Source organism: Cypionkella sp. (assembly GCF_034376685.1).
GTDB lineage: Bacteria > Pseudomonadota > Alphaproteobacteria > Rhodobacterales > Rhodobacteraceae > Cypionkella.
Window position 1 is genome coordinate 1 of the sequence record NZ_JAXMJJ010000019.1, and the last position, 16780, is coordinate 16780.

The 16780-nt window shown below is 60.0% G+C and carries 16 protein-coding genes and 3 pseudogenes; 12 read left to right on the forward strand and 7 right to left on the reverse strand.

Features of this window, described 5'->3' with window-relative positions:
• Window positions 1-197: 197 nt before the first annotated feature.
• Entirely contained in the window at window positions 198-923 is a 726-nt protein-coding gene (locus U1A24_RS04340; RefSeq protein ID WP_322320752.1) for a response regulator transcription factor, read from the reverse strand.
• Window positions 924-934: 11 nt separating this feature from the next.
• Entirely contained in the window at window positions 935-2113 is a 1179-nt protein-coding gene (locus U1A24_RS04345) for a GAF domain-containing sensor histidine kinase (RefSeq protein WP_322320753.1), read from the reverse strand.
• Between the two features lie 337 nt (window positions 2114-2450).
• Here U1A24_RS04345 and U1A24_RS04350 point away from each other — a divergent pair, with 337 nt between their 5' ends.
• The 5 genes from U1A24_RS04350 to U1A24_RS04370 all read left to right on the forward strand — a co-directional run bounded on the left by U1A24_RS04350 (window position 2451) and on the right by U1A24_RS04370 (window position 7825).
• Entirely contained in the window at window positions 2451-3461 is a 1011-nt protein-coding gene (locus U1A24_RS04350) for an ABC transporter substrate-binding protein (RefSeq protein ID WP_322320754.1), read from the forward strand.
• 101 nt (window positions 3462-3562) lie between these two features.
• Window positions 3563-5014, forward strand: coding sequence for a sugar ABC transporter ATP-binding protein (locus U1A24_RS04355; protein WP_322320755.1), 1452 nt, complete (start codon window positions 3563-3565; stop codon window positions 5012-5014).
• Window positions 5011-5952 carry an ABC transporter permease gene (locus U1A24_RS04360; RefSeq protein WP_322320756.1) on the forward strand — a complete coding sequence of 314 codons (942 nt, stop codon included), beginning with the start codon at window positions 5011-5013 and terminating at the stop codon, window positions 5950-5952. The genes U1A24_RS04355 and U1A24_RS04360 overlap by 4 nt, the downstream gene beginning before the upstream one ends.
• Window positions 5949-6890 (forward strand): ABC transporter permease, encoded by a 942-nt coding sequence (locus U1A24_RS04365; RefSeq protein WP_322320757.1) that lies wholly within the window; start codon window positions 5949-5951, stop codon window positions 6888-6890. The genes U1A24_RS04360 and U1A24_RS04365 overlap by 4 nt, the downstream gene beginning before the upstream one ends.
• Before the next feature lie 14 nt (window positions 6891-6904).
• Entirely contained in the window at window positions 6905-7825 is a 921-nt protein-coding gene (locus U1A24_RS04370; protein ID WP_322320758.1) for an SMP-30/gluconolactonase/LRE family protein, read from the forward strand.
• Between the two features lie 49 nt (window positions 7826-7874).
• On the opposite strand, the gene U1A24_RS04375 is transcribed toward U1A24_RS04370, so the two are convergent.
• The 3 genes and pseudogenes from U1A24_RS04375 to U1A24_RS04385 all read right to left on the reverse strand — a co-directional run.
• Window positions 7875-8153: a hypothetical protein gene (locus tag U1A24_RS04375; RefSeq protein WP_322320759.1), complete on the reverse strand. Its 279-nt coding sequence runs from the start codon at window positions 8151-8153 to the stop codon at window positions 7875-7877.
• Window positions 8154-8180: 27 nt separating this feature from the next.
• Window positions 8181-8657 carry an EamA family transporter gene (locus U1A24_RS04380; RefSeq protein WP_322320760.1) on the reverse strand — a complete coding sequence of 159 codons (477 nt, stop codon included), beginning with the start codon at window positions 8655-8657 and terminating at the stop codon, window positions 8181-8183.
• Between the two features lie 40 nt (window positions 8658-8697).
• A pseudogene (locus U1A24_RS04385) lies at window positions 8698-9192 on the reverse strand (altronate dehydratase); the annotation flags it as partial.
• Window positions 9193-9361: 169 nt separating this feature from the next.
• Here U1A24_RS04385 and U1A24_RS04390 point away from each other — a divergent pair.
• The 7 genes from U1A24_RS04390 to U1A24_RS04420 all read left to right on the forward strand — a co-directional run bounded on the left by U1A24_RS04390 (window position 9362) and on the right by U1A24_RS04420 (window position 15893).
• Window positions 9362-10456, forward strand: coding sequence for an ABC transporter ATP-binding protein (locus U1A24_RS04390; RefSeq protein ID WP_322320761.1), 1095 nt, complete (start codon window positions 9362-9364; stop codon window positions 10454-10456).
• A 2-nt stretch (window positions 10457-10458) separates the two neighbouring features.
• Entirely contained in the window at window positions 10459-11382 is a 924-nt protein-coding gene (locus U1A24_RS04395) for an ABC transporter permease (protein WP_322320762.1), read from the forward strand.
• Window positions 11375-12175 (forward strand): ABC transporter permease, encoded by an 801-nt coding sequence (locus U1A24_RS04400; protein WP_322320763.1) that lies wholly within the window; start codon window positions 11375-11377, stop codon window positions 12173-12175. The genes U1A24_RS04395 and U1A24_RS04400 overlap by 8 nt, the downstream gene beginning before the upstream one ends.
• Before the next feature lie 32 nt (window positions 12176-12207).
• Window positions 12208-13242, forward strand: coding sequence for an extracellular solute-binding protein (locus U1A24_RS04405; protein ID WP_322320764.1), 1035 nt, complete (start codon window positions 12208-12210; stop codon window positions 13240-13242).
• A 103-nt stretch (window positions 13243-13345) separates the two neighbouring features.
• On the forward strand, window positions 13346-14773 hold the full coding sequence (locus tag U1A24_RS04410; protein WP_322320765.1) for an amidase: 1428 nt from the start codon (window positions 13346-13348) through the stop codon (window positions 14771-14773).
• Window positions 14774-14918: 145 nt separating this feature from the next.
• The gene (locus tag U1A24_RS04415) at window positions 14919-15620 is read left to right on the forward strand and encodes a TetR/AcrR family transcriptional regulator (RefSeq protein ID WP_322320766.1); all 702 of its coding nucleotides are present in this window, start codon (window positions 14919-14921) and stop codon (window positions 15618-15620) included.
• A 111-nt stretch (window positions 15621-15731) separates the two neighbouring features.
• Window positions 15732-15893, forward strand: coding sequence for a hypothetical protein (locus U1A24_RS04420; protein WP_416173456.1), 162 nt, complete (start codon window positions 15732-15734; stop codon window positions 15891-15893).
• 99 nt (window positions 15894-15992) lie between these two features.
• Here U1A24_RS04420 and U1A24_RS04425 read toward each other — a convergent pair.
• Window positions 15993-16121 (reverse strand): annotated as a pseudogene (locus U1A24_RS04425) (ATP-binding protein); the annotation flags it as partial.
• A gap of 171 nt (window positions 16122-16292) precedes the next feature.
• Window positions 16293-16694 (reverse strand): annotated as a pseudogene (locus U1A24_RS04430) (tyrosine-type recombinase/integrase); the annotation flags it as partial.
• Window positions 16695-16780 lie beyond the last annotated feature (86 nt).

The following is a 16780-nucleotide window of genomic DNA, read 5'->3' on the forward strand; positions in this document are numbered from 1 at the left end:
GCGACCCGCGACGCTTGAGCGCCTTGTTATACGCGGGCCAGTTCAGCGTCTTGTAAGTCGGTGTGTTCGGTCTGCTCATGACCTCCAGCTATCACGCTGGTTTCACAAGATGAATCCATCACAGGATTGCGCAACAGAGCCAGCGCTTAGGGAAAAGCGATAACCAATCGGCAAGGTGTCTCGCCGGATCGATTACATTACAAGCGCCCGCGCATCCAGTGCTGCAACTCTGCTTCCGCCTTTTCCAATGCGCCGTAGTTCAGCAGTTTGCGCAGCATTGCCACAGTCACTGCCCTTGCCCGAAGGTTGAACGGACTGTCCTCGCGCTGGCTGCCGACTGATTGATGGACGTCAAGTTTGCCGTAAATCTGTTGCAATCGGTTCTGCACAGACCTCAGCGACAAGTGGCGCCGTTCGGAAATCACGCGGTCGGTCATGCCAAGTGCGATGTCCATCAGGATTTCGTATTCCGAATCGCTGAACCCCGAGGTCTGCGCGAAGCTGCGTTGCTGCATGCCACGCACCTCATTGTCGATAACGCATTGATTCTCTATGAATATGCTGCGCAGCGCCAGTTTCAAACGCTCTTCCGAGGTGGATTTCAGCACATAGCCATAGGCCGCGCCATTTGGCACGATCCGGCTGACGCCACGAACGTAGGCCTCGTCGGCGTAGTTCGACCAGAACAGGATGCGCGTGTCGGGCCGCTCTCGCCAGATCGTGCGCGCGGCCTCGATGCCGTTGCGGGCGTTCATCTGCAAATCCATGACGATATGCGCCGTGCCATGCGCTCGTGCCATTGTCTCGCCTTGCTGGCCATTTTCGGCTTCATAGATGGTGCAGCATTCTGGCAATGCTGCACTGACCTGTTCCTGCAGGAAAGACCGATGCAGCGGGTCGTCCTCGACGATCAGCACTTCCATTTTTGCCCCCTTCATTCTGCGACCGCCCGCAGGCTTGGCGACAGCGGCAGCACAATGCCGACGCTGGTGCCGCTGCCGCCGATCCCCGTCGCCAGAGTACAGCGCGCCGAGATAAGTCGCGCGCGAGTCTTCATGTTATCAATGCCGCTGCCTAACCGGGTTCGCTTTTTGGCAATCCCTTTGCCATCGTCGCTTACCGCAAGTGAAATTTGCCCCAGCATCGCCGCCAACTGCACCGAAATCCGTCCGGCTTCGGCATGGCTGACGGCGTTGTTGATCGCCTCTTGGGCGATGCGGTAGAGAGCGATGCTAACCGTCGGCTCCAGTGCGTCAAACGCTCCGGCTGAGTCGTCATGCAGGGTCCAGTTTATGCCTTGCCCCGAGTCGCGGATGGCCCGGTCCAGATGATGTTCGATTGCATGTGAAAAGCCGAACAGTTGGAGAAGCGACGGCTTGGCCTGTTCGATGATTTGCCGCAAATCTTGCATACAAAGGTGCAGACCCCGGGTGATCGGCTCCAGCGCTTCGGCAGGCGCGGGGCCTTCATGCGGTAGCCGCTCCAGATGTCGGGTCAGCCGGGTCAGATCGGCAAGGGTCTGATCGTGCAGATCCATGCCGATACGTTGGCGCTCGCATTCCAACGCCTCCGTCAGCTTCAGCGCCCCGAGCCGCAAGCCTTCCTCGCGCGCCCGCGCCTCGGCTTCGATGATCGCGGATCGTTGGGCCTGTTCGGCTGCGCGCAGAGCAAAGAAGTAGGGCGACAGCAGGTCGGCAATATAACGGGCATTGCGCACATCCTCCGCTCCATAGGCCCCGGCGCGCTGCAACGAGGCGCTGAACGCCCCAATCACCTCGCCATGCACCATCATCGGCACATGGATGCGTGCGCGCAGGCCATGGTCGTGGATCGGTTTGTAAAACCCGCCTGCGAATTGAAAGCGCGGGTCGGTGCAGGCATCTTCTGTCAGGATATGATCGACCGCACCTTGCAGCAGCGCCCGGATTGGGCTGTTGGCAATAGGTGCCTGCGGTTGCTTGCCCCAATCTGTTTCGATCCCGCTTTCATAGGCGGTGTGAAACTGCCCATCAGGGCGCAGGATGCAGACGTCCAGATGATCATGCGGCAAAATCTGCCCGATTTCAGCCGCAATCGCCTTTATGGCAGATTGAAAGTCGAGTTGCCCTGCCAATAGGCGCGATATGCTAAACAGATGGTTTAACAAAGCTCCTGGAGACGTTTCGACCATCTTCCGACCCTCCGCCAAGGCGGCTACCGCCGCACGGCCAGCATGGCAGAGAAGCCGCGTCAGACCTACAGCATCCCGCGCAAAGCGCTTGCGGGAACCCGCAGGCTTTTGGTGAAAACCCGCAAACGTGCTGCCTGAAAAACCCTATACAGAGTTGGGCTTCTCACCCATCCTGACCTTGTTGAGTGGAGGAACCTCAGCAGGAATACAAGCGGAATTCGGTTGCCCGCGTGGGCGCCAACAAGGCTGCCATGCGTGCAGCACACTTAGGGAGAGAGACATGAATACCAGAACGATGTTGCTGGCCTCGGCCACGATCCTTGCCGTTGCTGTACCTGCCTTGGCAGAGACCTCAACGAAAAAAATTGCCCTTTCAAACAACTATGCTGGCAACTCGTGGCGACAGGCCATGCTGACCAGCTGGGAAAAGATCACTGGCCCGGCCGTGGCCGATGGCACCGTCGCTGCCGCCGACACCTTTACCACCGCTGAAAATCAGGCCACCGAGCAGGCCGCCCAAATCCAGAACATGATTCTGCAAGGTTATGACGCCATCGTCATCAACGCAGCTTCGCCCACCGCGTTGAATGGGGCGGTGAAGGAGGCTTGTGATGCGGGCATTACCGTCGTGTCGTTTGACGGCATTGTGACTGAACCCTGCGCCTGGCGCATCGCGGTGAACTTCAAAGAAATGGGCCGCAGCCAGGTTGAGTATCTGGCAGGTGTCATACCAGCCGGTGGCAACCTGCTGGAAATTCGCGGCCTTGCCGGGGTGTTCGTAGATGACGAGATCTCGGCTGGTATTGCCGAGGGCGTCGCGCAATTCCCGCAGTTCAAAATAGTAGGTTCGGTGCATGGCGACTGGGCGCAAGACGTGGCGCAAAAAGCCGTTGCCGGTATCTTGCCGTCGTTGCCCGAAATTGTCGCAGTCGTAACGCAGGGCGGTGACGGCTATGGCGCGGCGCAGGCGATTGCCGCCACCGACCGTAAAATGCCGACCATCGTCATGGGCAACCGCGAGGACGAGTTGAAATGGTGGAAAGAGCAGAAGGATGCCAACGGCTATACCACCATGTCGGTGTCTATTGCCCCCGGTGTCTCGACGCTGGCTTTCTGGGTGGCTCAGCAAATTCTGGATGGCAAGGACGTGCCGAAAGACCTGACCGTGCCGTTCCTGCGCATCGATCAGGATAACCTTGAAGCCAATCTGGCGAATACCCAAGCCGGAGGCGTTGCAAACGTCGAATACAGCCAAGCCGACGCGATCGCAGTAATCGAAGCCACCAAGTAATGCCTATCCGGTCAGCGCCGCTGTGGCGCTGGCAACCAGACCTGCCCCTTGTTCTCCCTTGGGGCAGGTCGCCCGCATCCTGCCCTAACCGGAATACTGCCATGCCCTTGTCACTGTCCCCCGCCGTATTGGAAGTCGCCAATGCCGCAGTGCGTTTTGGCGAAGTGCGCGCACTGGACGGTGTGTCACTGGCGATCCTGCCGGGGGAGTGTATCGGGCTTGTCGGGCATAACGGAGCCGGAAAATCCACCATCGTCGCGGTGATCAATGGCGACCTTACCCCGCAGCAGGGCGAGATTTTCAGCGACGGCTCCCGGTTGGTCCCCTATGGCATTGGCGTGGCGCGCAGTTGCGGCGTGCGCTGCGTGTTTCAGGAACTGTCACTTTGCCCGAACCTTTCCATTACCGAAAACACCCGCATCATGCACCGCAACTTGGGCGGTTTCGGCTGGCGTGCCCGTGCCCGGGCGATCATTAACGCCAGCCTCGATGCGGTGTTTCCCAACCATGGCATCGACGTCGGCGGCCACGTCGGAGCGCTGTCGATTGCTCAGCGCCAGATGGTGGAAATAGCCATGGCGTTTTCCGATGCGGGCCAGCGGCCGCGACTTGTGATCTTGGACGAGCCGACCTCATCGTTGGATGCGGGGCTTGCTGCGCAGCTTTTGGCGCATGTCCGCCGCTTTGTGGCAACTGGCGGCGCGGTGATCTTGATTTCACACATGCTGAACGAAATTCTCGAAACCGCCAGTCGCATTGTGGTCATGAAAGACGGCAAGATCGTTGCCGAACGTGGTGCGGGTGGCTTCGATCACGCCGGTTTGGTTGAGGCGATGGGCAGTGTTGCCTCGCATGAGGCGGTCGCCCGCCGCAGCACAGCGGCCACTGATATGGTACTGGAACTGAGTCCGCCAAAAGGTCAGCCGTTCCGCGCCTTCAAGGGCGAGGTCGTAGGCATGGCAGGTCTCGGTGGCCACGGCCAGACTCGGATGTTGCTGGCACTGTTTGATCACTACAGCCCGCAATGGTGGCCACGCCGCGACGCTGCCGTCACCTTCGTCGCCGGAGACCGGCGCGAGAACGGCATTTTCGACTTGTGGAGCATTTTGAAGAATATGACGGTGGCATCGCTGGGTGACCTGTCACGTCGGGGTCTGCTGCAAGATGCCGCCGAGGCCACGCGCGGCGCAGAATGGAAAGAACGAATTGAAATCCGCACGCCTGACATGAACAACCCGATTCTGTCACTGTCGGGGGGCAATCAGCAAAAGGTACTGTTCGCCCGCGCCCTGTCGACGCGTGCCCCTGTCGTACTGATGGATGATCCGATGCGCGGCGTTGATGTGGGCACCAAGCACGAGGTTTATGGCATGATCCGCGCCGAGGCCGAAGAAGGCCGCACTTTTGTATGGTATTCGACCGAGATGGAAGAAATGCAGCTTTGTGACCGCGTCTATGTCTTTCGCAACGGGACCATCGTCGCGGAACTTGTGGGCGAAGCGATCAGCGAGCAAAATATTCTGCGCGCCTCGTTCGAAGGTGCGGCGGCATGAGGATTTCGACCGACACCCTGCGACTTGCCGTCCCGGTGGCGTCGCTTTTGCTGTTGCTGGCGGGCGTGTTCTATCTGCAACCTCGCGCGATGAGCTACACCGGGCTGAACCTGTTGTTCAACCTTGCGGTGCCGATTGCGCTGGCCACAATCGCACAGATGCTGATCATGGCGGTGAATGATCTGGACCTTTCGATGGGGACTTTTGTCAGCTTTGTCGCCTGCGTCGCCGCGACATATCTGCATGACACGCCGTTGCTGGGGGCCGCGATCTTGTTGGCTGTCATCGCGGTCTATGCGGCGATGGGGGTCATCATCTATCTGCGTGATTTGCCTTCTATCGTGGTGACGCTGGGGATGAGCTTTGTTTGGGCTGGTCTTGCCGTGCTAATCCTGCCCGCGCCTGGTGGCACAGCGCCTGAATGGGCACGCGCCGTTATGACCTCAAAACCGCCGCTGGTGCCCATGGCGATTGTCGCCAGTGCGTTGCTTGCGGTGTTTGCACATCTGTTGATCATGCGATCCTCTGTAGGGGTGCTGATCCGAGGTGTCGGCGGCAACCAGCGTTCGGTGCGGCGCGCGGGATGGTCGATTGTTGTGGCGCGGGCTGGGGCCTATGCGCTTGCCGCCACTTTTGCCGTCGCTGCGGGCATTTGCCTTGTCGGGCTGACCACCAGTGCCGACGCGAACATCGCCTTGCGCTATACGCTGTTGTCGATTGCCGGGGTTATCCTTGGCGGGGGCGAATTCACCGGTGGCCGCGTCTCGCCCATTGGGGCAGTGATCGGTGCGCTGACGCTGACACTGGCAGGGTCATTCCTGTCCTTCTTGCGCATCTCGCCGGATTGGCAGATCGGCGCGCAAGGCGCGATCCTGATCTTCGTGCTGGCCCTGCGGCTGTTGCTGAACCGGCTGGAAAGCAAAGGCGGTGTGATATGAAAACGCTGCTTGCAAAGCCGTGGATATGGTCTTTCGTCGCCGCGCTGTCGGTATGGCTGGCAACCATTGCTGTCACACGCGGAGCCTCCACGGTGGGCCTGTCGCAGGCTGCTTTGACCTTTGCTGCGTTCTCGGTGCTGGTTGGCATTGGCCAGATGTTCGTGATCACCCTTGGACCCGGCAACATCGACCTGTCGGTGCCAGCCACCATGACATTGGCCGGAACCGTGACGCTGAAATACATGGATGGCCAGAACGGCCTCATCTTGCAGGGCTTGGTCATCGCCATCGCGGTCGGTGCTGCAGTTGGGGTGCTGAACTACGCGCTGATCAAGGCGCTGCGCATCCCGCCAATCATCGCCACCCTGTCGATGAGCTTTATCGTGCAATCCGCCGCGATCTGGACCAACCGGGGGCTGCGGATCAAGCCGCCGCAAGTACTGGCCGATTTCACTACCTCGACCAGCTTCGGTATGCCCAATATCGCCCTGATTGCGCTGCTGATTTCGGTTGTCGCATGGGTTCTGCTGCACCGCACACCCTATGGGCGCTGGATCGCCGCCATTGGCCAAAGCCTGCCCGCCGCTCGCATGGCGGGCATCGCGGTTGATGGCAGCCGGTTTGTCACCTACCTGCTCTGCGCCGTGCTCGCCGCCATCTGCGGTTACTTGCTCGCCTGTTTCTCGGGCGGCGCGGCGCTGAACATGGGCACCGAGTACCTGCTGATGTCGATTACCGTTGTGGTGATCGGCGGGACCGCCGTCGCTGGGGGCGACAGCAACGTGCCGGGCATTTGGGGGGCCTCGCTGTTCATGTTTCTGGTCGTGTCGATGCTGAACACCTACGGCCTTGGGGCCGGAGTGCGGCTGATCATGACCGGAGTTATTATCATCACCGTGATCCTGCTGGCCAGTGGCCGCAAAGCTCGCGCACGCTAGGACAAGGTACTGCCATGACTCCCCCGCTGTATCAGATCGACGACCCGGCCTTTTTGCAGCTGATCGTGGGGTCTGCGGCACTGGATGTGCTGTACACGGGGTGCCGTTGGGCCGAGGGTCCGGTATGGTTTGATGATATGCAATGCCTGCTGTGGAGCGATATTCCCAATCAACGCATCCTGCGCTGGGCGGCGGATACGGCGGGGGGCGGCAGCGTGACCACCTTTCGGCAGCCATCAAATTTCTCGAACGGCCAGACGCGTGACCGGCAAGGCCGCCTTGTCACCTGTGAACATGGGCTGCGCCGGGTCATCCGCACTGAGGCCTGTGGCAGCGTCACGGTGCTGGCCGACAGTTTTCAAGGCAAGCGGTTGAATTCACCCAATGACGTGGTGGTGCGGTCGGATGGCAGCATCTGGTTCACCGATCCGACCTACGGTATTCTGTCTGACTATGAAGGCTATCGCGCAGCGCCCGAGCAGACGGTACATGGCGTCTACCGTGTTGATGGCATCAGCGGTGAGATCAGTCTTGTGGCCGATGATTTTTGCCAACCCAACGGGCTGGCGTTTTCGCCAGATGAGCGAAGGATGTATATCGCAGACTCCGGTGCCAGCCATGATGGCAGCAAACCCCGCCACATCCGCGCCTTTGATGTGCAGAACGGCAAGCTGACCGGTGACCGGGTGTTCGCCGTGATTGATGTGGGCATCCCTGATGGCATCCGCATCGATCTTGCCGGCAATCTGTGGTCGTCGGCGGCGGATGGCGTGCATTGCTTTGCACCTGACGGCCGCCGATTGGGTAAAATTCTGGTGCCAGAGGTCGTCGCCAACCTGACCTTCGGCGGACCGCGCCGCAACCGGCTGTTTCTAACCGCCACGACGTCGCTTTACGCGATCTATGTGACCACCACCGGCGCACAGCAACCCTGACAGGTTTCAGTCCTACCAAGTTGCCAAGTAAGCACCCCAGCTACCATGATCAACCCCGCTCCCTGCAGCATCGTCGCGCGCGGGGTATCCGCGAAAGTACCGCGCCTAACACGATGGCCCAGATCCGCAGCGAATACTGATAGGGCATTACCACCGCTGCCTCGGCATGTTTGAAGGCGCGATTGACCAGAATATGCGCGACCATTACCACCACGCCGAGCAGGCAAAGCGCCGCCACATCGCGTGGCGGCGTCGCAACCCAAGCGCCCGGCACCAAAGCAAAGATCGCGCCCGAGGCAATCAACGCCCCGACAATCTGCCAGGCCACCAGCACAGTATCAGGCGCGCCGCACAGCTAGCGCCCCAACAGCATTGCAGCGACGAGGGTCGCACTTCCGAGCAGGGCGATCCCGGATGCAGGCGTCAGGCTGGCCCGCCACGGGCCCAAGGCGATCATTCCTCCGACAAAGCCCAAACCGATCGTTGCCCAAGCCGCACCGCTGACCCGCTCGCCCAACACTAGCGGGGCCAGCGCCGCCCCATAGATCGGCGCTGCCAGCCAATAGGTAACCACATCGGGCAGCGGCTGGTAGGCGGCGGCAGCATAGAACCCAAGCCCTTCCGCGGCCAACAGCCCGACGCGCAGCGCTTGCAGGGCGGGGCGGTCCACTCGCCAGATGCGGGCTACTCCATCGCGCAGCAGAAACGGCACCAGCACCACCAACGCCGATAGGCTGCGCACCGCCATCAGCTGCGCCACCGAACAGCTGCCCATCAGCCACTTGCCCATGACATCGTTCAACGGAAGCATCAGCATTCCGGCCAGCATCAAGCAAATGCCGACCCGTGCATTTGCTTGAAAGTGCAGGTGTTTACATCACCGCGCCAATTTGCCACGGCACAAATTCCGCGCCGCCAAAACCCAGCTCTTCGGATTTAGTCTGCTTCCCCGAGACTACTGCCACCAGCTCCTCAAAGATCTCGCGGCCCTTGTCGGCAATGCTGACGCCGCCGGTGGTGATATCGCCGCAGTTGATGTCCATATCCTCTGCCATATGAGTGTATATCTCGGTGTTGGTCGCCAGTTTCAGCCTCGTAGCAGGCTTGAATCCTGAAACCGATCCGCGCCCGGTGGTGAAGGCGATCAGGTTCGCGTCGCGGGAAATCTGCCCGGTGACCGAGGCCGGATCATAGCCGGGGCTGTCCATATAGGTGAAGCCGGGCGTGGTGATCGGTTGGGCATATTCATAAAATCCCACCATCGACGCGGTGCCACCCTTGAAGACGGCACCCAGTGATTTCTCCAGAATGGTCGCCAGCCCGCTACGCTTGTTGCCGGGAGAGGGGTTGTTATCCATCTCGCCGCCGTTGCGGGCGGCGTTGTTTTACCGCGCAGGCGGGAAAGCTGCTCATCCCATAGCCCAAGAAATAATATTGACTAAACGTTTAGTCTAATTATAGTCGATCCTCATGCGATGGGGGTCGGCGCAACTGTTTGTTCAAGCACTTCAACGAAACGCGGAGGGAAAACCTATCTTGGCAACAAGCAATCTCGCCATTGAGGCACGGGGCGTCACCAAGGCCTTCGGAGCTGGTCAGTTCGCGGTCAAGGCTCTGGACAATGTTTCGGTGGCGATCCGGGAAAACGAGTTCTTCACGCTGCTCGGGCCCTCCGGTTGCGGCAAGACCACGCTCCTGCGGCTGGTCGCGGGCTTCGAATTCCCGACCGAAGGCGAGATCTTGCTCTATGGCGACGACATCGCGCCGCTACCGCCGTTCCTGCGCCCGGTCAACACGGTGTTCCAGAGCTATGCTTTGTTCCCACACATGACCGTTTGCCAGAACATTGGCTTTGGCCTTGAGATGCAGGGCAGGCCCCGGCGCGAGATCGCGGCGCGCGTTGACGAGATGCTGCGCCTGGTCCGCATGGAAGAATTGAAGCATCGCACGACCAGTCAGATCTCCGGCGGCCAGCAACAGCGCGTGGCGCTGGCCCGCGCCCTCGCCCCGCAGCCCAAAGTCCTGCTGCTGGATGAGCCGCTCTCGGCGCTCGACTTTAAGCTGCGCAAGGAAATGCAGATCGAGCTGAAGCGCCTGCAGCTTGAGACCGGCATCACCTTCATTTTTGTCACCCATGATCAGGAAGAGGCGTTGACCATGTCAGACCGCATCGCGGTGATGTCACGCGGCAGCATCCTGCAGGTGGGCACGCCGCGCGATATCTATGACCGGCCCGACCAGCGTTTTGTTGCCGACTTCATTGGTGAGGCAAATTTTCTGCAGGGTGAGGTGAGTGCAGCGACGGCAGATCAGGCAAAAGTCACGCTGGCGGCAGGTGCCGAAATCGTCGCGGGATTGCCGGAAGGGGCCAGGCCGGTCGGCAAGGTAACCGTGATGGTGCGACCGGAACATGCCGAGATCGTCGCTGATGCGAAACACGCCACTCTGAGCGGAACCTTGGAAAACATCGTCTACTTCGGCACCGACACCCATTTCAACGTGAGGCTCGCGGATGGCTCGCCCTTCATCGTGCGCCGCCAGAACTGCCGTTCGCAAGGCCTGGGCTTTATGCCCGGCACAGAAGTGGGTGTGCTGTTCAAGGATGTCGCGGCACAGGTTCTGAGGGATTGATGATGTCCAGAGCGCAAGAAATCATCAAAGCCGCCCAACGCAAGGATGTGCGGAACCGCTGGTGGCTATCGGCCCCCGCGCTGGGGATCATCCTGCTTGCCGCCATCGGGCCACTGGTCGTCGTGGTGCTTTATTCCTTCATGGTGAAGGGCGACTACGGTGATGTAAAATACTGGCAGTTCTCCGGCGAGGGCTGGTTCGGCGTGCTTTTCGAGCGCGACATGTTTGACGACACCGTCACACTCGCCGATGCGCATATGAGCATTCTTTGGCGGTCGGTAAAGCTGTCGATCATCACCACGATTGTCACGTTGATCCTGGGCTTTCCGACCGCCTATTTCATCGCCACCCGCGAGAAGAGCCGCCGCGATCTGTGGCTACTTCTGATCACCATTCCGTTCTGGACCAATCTGCTGATCCGCACCTTTGCCATTCAGGAAGTGTTTCGCAACGAAGGCGTGCTGAACACTGTGCTGATGAAGTCCGGCCTGATCACTGCGCCGATCCAGATCATGTTCACCGAAATCGCCATCCTGCTGGGCATGGCCTATGTCTATCTGCCGCTGATGGTGCTGCCGCTTTATGCCAGCCTTGAGAAGTTTGATTTTCGTTTGGCCGAGGCCGCATCCGACCTCTACGCCAAGGGATCAAAAGTGCTGTGGCGGATCATCGTTCCCATGGTGATGCCGGGTGTCATCGCCGGATCGATTCTGGTGTTCATCCCGTCGCTTGGCGCCTACGTGACGCCGCGCCTGTTGGGTGGTGGCAAGAATCTGATGCTGGGCAATCTGATCGAGCTGCAGTTTGGTCAGGGTCGCAACTGGCCGCTCGGGTCGGCATTGTCGATCAGCCTGACCGCCATCGTGATGCTGTCGCTCTTGGTTTATGTGCGCGCGGCCTCGAAATCGGAGGTGCAGCATGGCTAAGCCGTTTTCGGTCAGGCACCAGCGCGGCTTCACGTCGACTGCCTTGTTCTGCTTTTTCCTGCTCTATCTGCCGATTGCGACGCTGGTGGTCTATGCCTTCAACGCCGGAACAACGGTCGGCACCTGGGAGGGGTTTTCGCTACGCTGGTTCGCGGCAGCGGCGGCGAATGAACGGATCATCGACGCGACGCTGCGATCCCTGACCATCGCGCCGATTGCCGCCGTGATCGCCACCGCAGCGGCAACCATGGCGGCGCTTGCCACCACACGCACCGCACCATATCCCGGCCTCACCTTCAAATATGCCTTCATCAACCAGCCGCTGATGGTGCCCGAGATTGTCACCGCAGTGGCGCTGTTGGTGGTGTTTTCGCAGATCAAGGTGTGGACCGGCTATTCCGGCCTTGGCTATCTGATCGCCGCCCATACCGCCTTCTGCATACCCTTCGCCTATTTGCCAATTCGGGCGCGGCTGGAAACAATGGACCTGACGCTGGAGCGTGCTGCAGCCGATCTTTATGCCCGACCGTGGATGGTGTTCCGCCGCGTGACCTTTCCGCTGCTGTGGCCGGCCATTCTTGCCGGTTTCATGCTGGCCTTCGTCGTTTCGCTTGATGACGTGGTCATTACCGAATTCGTCAAATCCGCCGGGCAGGACACGCTGCCGACCTACATGCTTGGCCAATTGCGCCGAACCGTTACCCCCGAAATGAACGCGATCTCGACGGTTTTCCTCGGGCTATCAATCGCAATCGTGACCCTGTTCTTCGTCATCAGCCGCAAGAAAGACTGATCTCCCTCACCGCAACCCAAAAGGAAGTAATCATGCGATCCTCCCAGACTGCCGCCGCATCAAGCCTTGCCCTTCTGGCCTCGCTGGGGGTCGCCAATGCCGAAGGCGTGCTGAACATCTTTAACTGGGGCGAATACACCAACCCCGATCTGATCGTGAAGTTCGAGCAGACTTATGACGTCAAGGTCACCATCACCGACTTCGATTCCAACGACACCGCCTTGGCCAAGGCACGCCAGGGCGGCAATGATTTCGATATTGTCGTGCCGACATCGACCTTCGTCCAGATCTGGATCGACGAGGGTCTGCTGCTGGAGACCCGCCCCGACCAGATGGAGAACTTCAAGAACATGGATCAGCGCTGGATCGACGTGCCATTCGACCCCGGTCGTCACTACACGGTGCCGTGGCAGTGGGGAACCACGGGCGTCATCGTCAACAAGGCTGTCTATGCAGGTGATCCTAATACGTCCGCGATCTTCCTGGACCCACCGGAAGAACTGGTGGGCAAGATCAACGTCATTCCCGAAATGCAGGACGTGATGTATCTGACCGTCAAATACATGGGTGGCACGGCCTGCACCGATGACAAGGACATCCTGCGCAAGGTCCGCGACAAGCTGGTCGAGGCCAAGCCGAAATGGGTAGCGATGGATTACACCAGCATCGAGAAATACACGGCAGATGACTATGCGGCGGGCACGAACTGGAGCGGCGCGGTGTTCCGGGTGCGTCTCGCGGATCCGAGGTTTGTCTATGGCTACCCAAAGGAAGGCTATCCGATCTGGATGGACAATGTCGCGGTCCTGAAATCGGCACCGAACGTCGAGAATGCCAAGCTGTTCCAGAACTTCATCATGGATCCTGAAAACGCCGCGCTGATCTCGGCCTATGCCCGCTATGGAAACGGCATCATGGGATCGGAAGCCTTCATGTCCGAAGACATGAAGACCGCCCCCGAGATCGTCGTACCGGTCGAGTTCCTTGAACGGGGCGAGTTTACCCAAGCCTGCCCGCCCGAGGTGAACGAGATGTACACGAAAATCTGGACCGACATCCTAAAGTAACTCGCACGCCCTACATCCCGACTGGAAATGTTCGGCGGCATGACAGTTGCCGAACCTCAAAATCTATACATCTCAAAAACAGTTCAATTGCCGGAGCCGCCAAATGAGTGATCTCGATCTGTGCTACCTGCCTGCCCATGAAGCCCTGCGCCGGTTCAAGGCCAAGGAATTGTCGCCTGTCGAGCTGATGGAAGCCACGATCCGCCGCGCCGAAGCCGTCAAGGGATCGGTGAACGCGTTGACCTACACCCATTTCGACGAGGCGATGGAGCGCGCGCGCAAGGCCGAGGCCAAATATGCCAAGGGCGTGCGGACCGGGGCGCTTGAGGGCCTGCCGATCGGCATCAAGGACGAAAGCGAGATCAAGGGCAAGCCGACCTCGTCCGGCTCGCTGATCCTGAAGGACTTCGTTGCTACCGAAACCTCGACGATGAACGCGCGGGTCATGCGGGCGGGTGGGATTGTGCACGCCCGCACCGCAACGCCGGAGTTTTCCTGTGCAGGGGTCACTTGGTCGCGGCTTTGGGGGGTGACCCGCAACCCGTGGAACGCGGCCTTCACCCCCGGCGGCTCGTCGGGCGGGGCGGCAGCATCGCTGGCATCGGGCACATCCTCCATCGCGACCGGATCAGACATCGGCGGCTCGATCCGCATACCGGCTGCGGCCTGCGGCGTCGTGGGCTACAAGCCGCCCTACGGCCGCAATCCCGACGATCCGCCGTTCAATCTGGATTTCTTCTGCCATACCGGGCCATTGGCGCGAACGGTTACTGATGCGATCCTGTTGCAGAATGTCATGAGCGGACCCAGCCCGCGCGATATTGCGACCCTGCGCCCGAAACTGCGACTGCCGCTGGATTACAAGCCGATCAAGGGCTGGAAAATCGCGTTCTCGATGGACCTTGGCTGCTTCGAGGTGGATCCCGAGGTGCAAAAGAACACGCTGGCGGCGCTTGACGTGTTCCGCTCGCTTGGGGCGACGGTCGTGGAGGTGGATCTTGGCTGGAAACCGGACGTTCTAGTTTCGGGGATGAATTACCTTGAGCATTTGTTCGGGGCCTATCTGTCCGGGTTGCTTGAAGAACACGGCGATGAGATGACGACCTACGCGCGGCAGTTCGCGGAATTTGGCCGCAAATCCAAGGCGGTGGATTTTGTCGCCAGCCTGGGGACTATCAATGAGATGTATGCGACGTTTGGACCGATGTTGGAAAAATATGACGTGCTGATCTGCCCAACCAATGCGTTGCCAGCGGTGGCGGCGGATTTCGATCATTCCACCGGCACTGTCGAGATCAATGGCAAACAGGTCAATCCCTCACTTGGTTGGGTGATGACTACGCCGTTCAATATGCTCAGCCGCTGTCCGGTGCTGTCGGTGCCATCGGGCAGGGCGCACAATGGGATTCCCACCGGTATCCAGATTGTTGGCCGCAGCTATTGTGACGCCGATGTCTTTCGCGCTGCACTGGCCTATGAAACGGCGCAGGGCGCATGGTACAACGATGCTCGGAACCGGCCGTCGCTGTGATGGCGGGACGGTCGACGGTGCTGCTTGGGCCCTGTGATTTGCCGCTGTACCGGGCACAGCGGATGTGAGGAGGGTCCGTTGACCTCAGTCCGGCAATGATCAATAACGACATTCGAGGGCGTTTCCGCGGCCGAGGGCAAGCAGCATGACGGTAAACCAGCCAACAGAAAATGAGCCGACGAAGAGTCGTGCGCCCTCCGCGTCGGCGCCAATGACTTGCGCCGGCGCACCGGACCTGCGTCGTCTGCGTGGCGAAGCCAGCGCGCAGCGGATCATCGACGCAACCATCCTGCTGATCGCCCAAGAAGGCATCGCCAAGGTGACCATGCAGCGTATCGCCGCCGAGATCGGCTCGTCCAACGCATTGGTGGTGTTCCATTTCCAGTCTAAGGAAAACCTGTTCCGTGCGGTGCTGCAGTATCTCAGCGATCAGTACGAGCAGACTTGGCAGAGCATGGTGCACAAACCTGGCCTCACTCCCGCCGAGCGTCTGCTGGCCGCGATTGATTGTGGGCAATACTTCGCCCGGCTGTATCCGCACTGGGTCTCGGTTTGGGTGGCGTTCAGCAGTGACCGGAATACCAGGCAGTTGGACCGCCTTATCAGTCTGCCGAACGATATTGCCTACAATGCGCAGTCGCGGGCGATTATCGACGAGATCGCGCGCACGGGCGGATACCCGAGTGTCGATACCGACACCCTGGCCGAGGGCCTAAACTATCTGGTGCAGGGTGCCTGGTACTGGGACAATCTCAATCCCGAAGGTATCCACGCCGGCGCGATGCGCAAGACAGCGCTCACGTTGCTCAGCCAGGTCTTTCCCCGCCATTTTTCTGTCGCCGATTAACCACAGTCCCAAGGGAAACCAGCTTTCTTTGATGGCGGAGGCGGAGGAAACCTGGTCGAGGCGAGCCGGCATCCGCTCCAGGTGTTTTGTCCCGGCATTTGAGGGCGGTTCATGAAGCGGCAGAAGAACGACTTGGCCGTCGCGATGGCAATTGCCGAAGCGACCCTGCGGCCGGCAATGCGTACTGTGCCGGTTAAGACCGCCGAGCAACAATCCCGGGAATGCTGTTTCGTAAGCGCGAACTTCTGGTGGTACAACGCACCCGACTGGTGACTGCGCTGCGCGGCCATATGGCGGAATGTTGATTTCCACCCAGAAGTGAGCCGGGTTTTTCATCGAGAATTGACCCGCCTGACGGTTATGTTCTGAGGGTTATGCTTGGGTCAAGGCATGGGTGATCTCCCTTTTCGTTTTGGCTACTGCTGAGCTTGCATTGAAGCGGAAGCTGTCGTTGCCGTTTTCAAGGATGTGGCAGCGGCGGATGAGGCGGTCGAGCAGGGCGTGCCCGCGACGCAGGCCGAGCTGATCGCCGAGGTGCAGGATTGGTTTGCCCAGAACTCGCCAACGGGGGAGATTCCGGAGGAAAGCACCACGCGCAAGAAGCTCGCGCCGATCTGGTGGGCGCTGCGCAAATGGGAGTGAGGGGCGAGTCCCGCCGCCATCAGCACTCTTTTGTTCCTGTTCGGCATCATGCACCAGCTGCAGCCGGGGCTGGAAGATGCTGGCGACAGCATTGACCCTGTCGCGCAGCGGCGAGTCCATCAGATGGGCATAGGGCTGGGTCGTCTGCATCTGCGTGTTGCCTGGCAGTTTGCCGATCATTTCCAGTGAGGCCCCGCCGCTCACCAAGAGCGATGCCAAGGTGTGGCGCAGGTCGTGGAGTCGGACATCAGGCAGCTTGGCCTCGGTCTGAATCCCGATCCAGAACCGGCGGTTTTGATCAGCTGCCGAGGTCGAGGTTGAACTGTTCGAGCCTTGCCTGCCATATCTCGCCCGACCTCGCTCCGGTCAGCATGCACAGTCGGATGATGCCGCCGCCCGCTGATCCTTGGCCGTGTCCAGCGCCTTTGCCAAGCATGACAAAATGCTTTAGACCAGATGAACGTTTTGCGCGGCCTTCGGCTGTGGGCATAGCTGCAGCATGCATCCTTCTGGCGGCA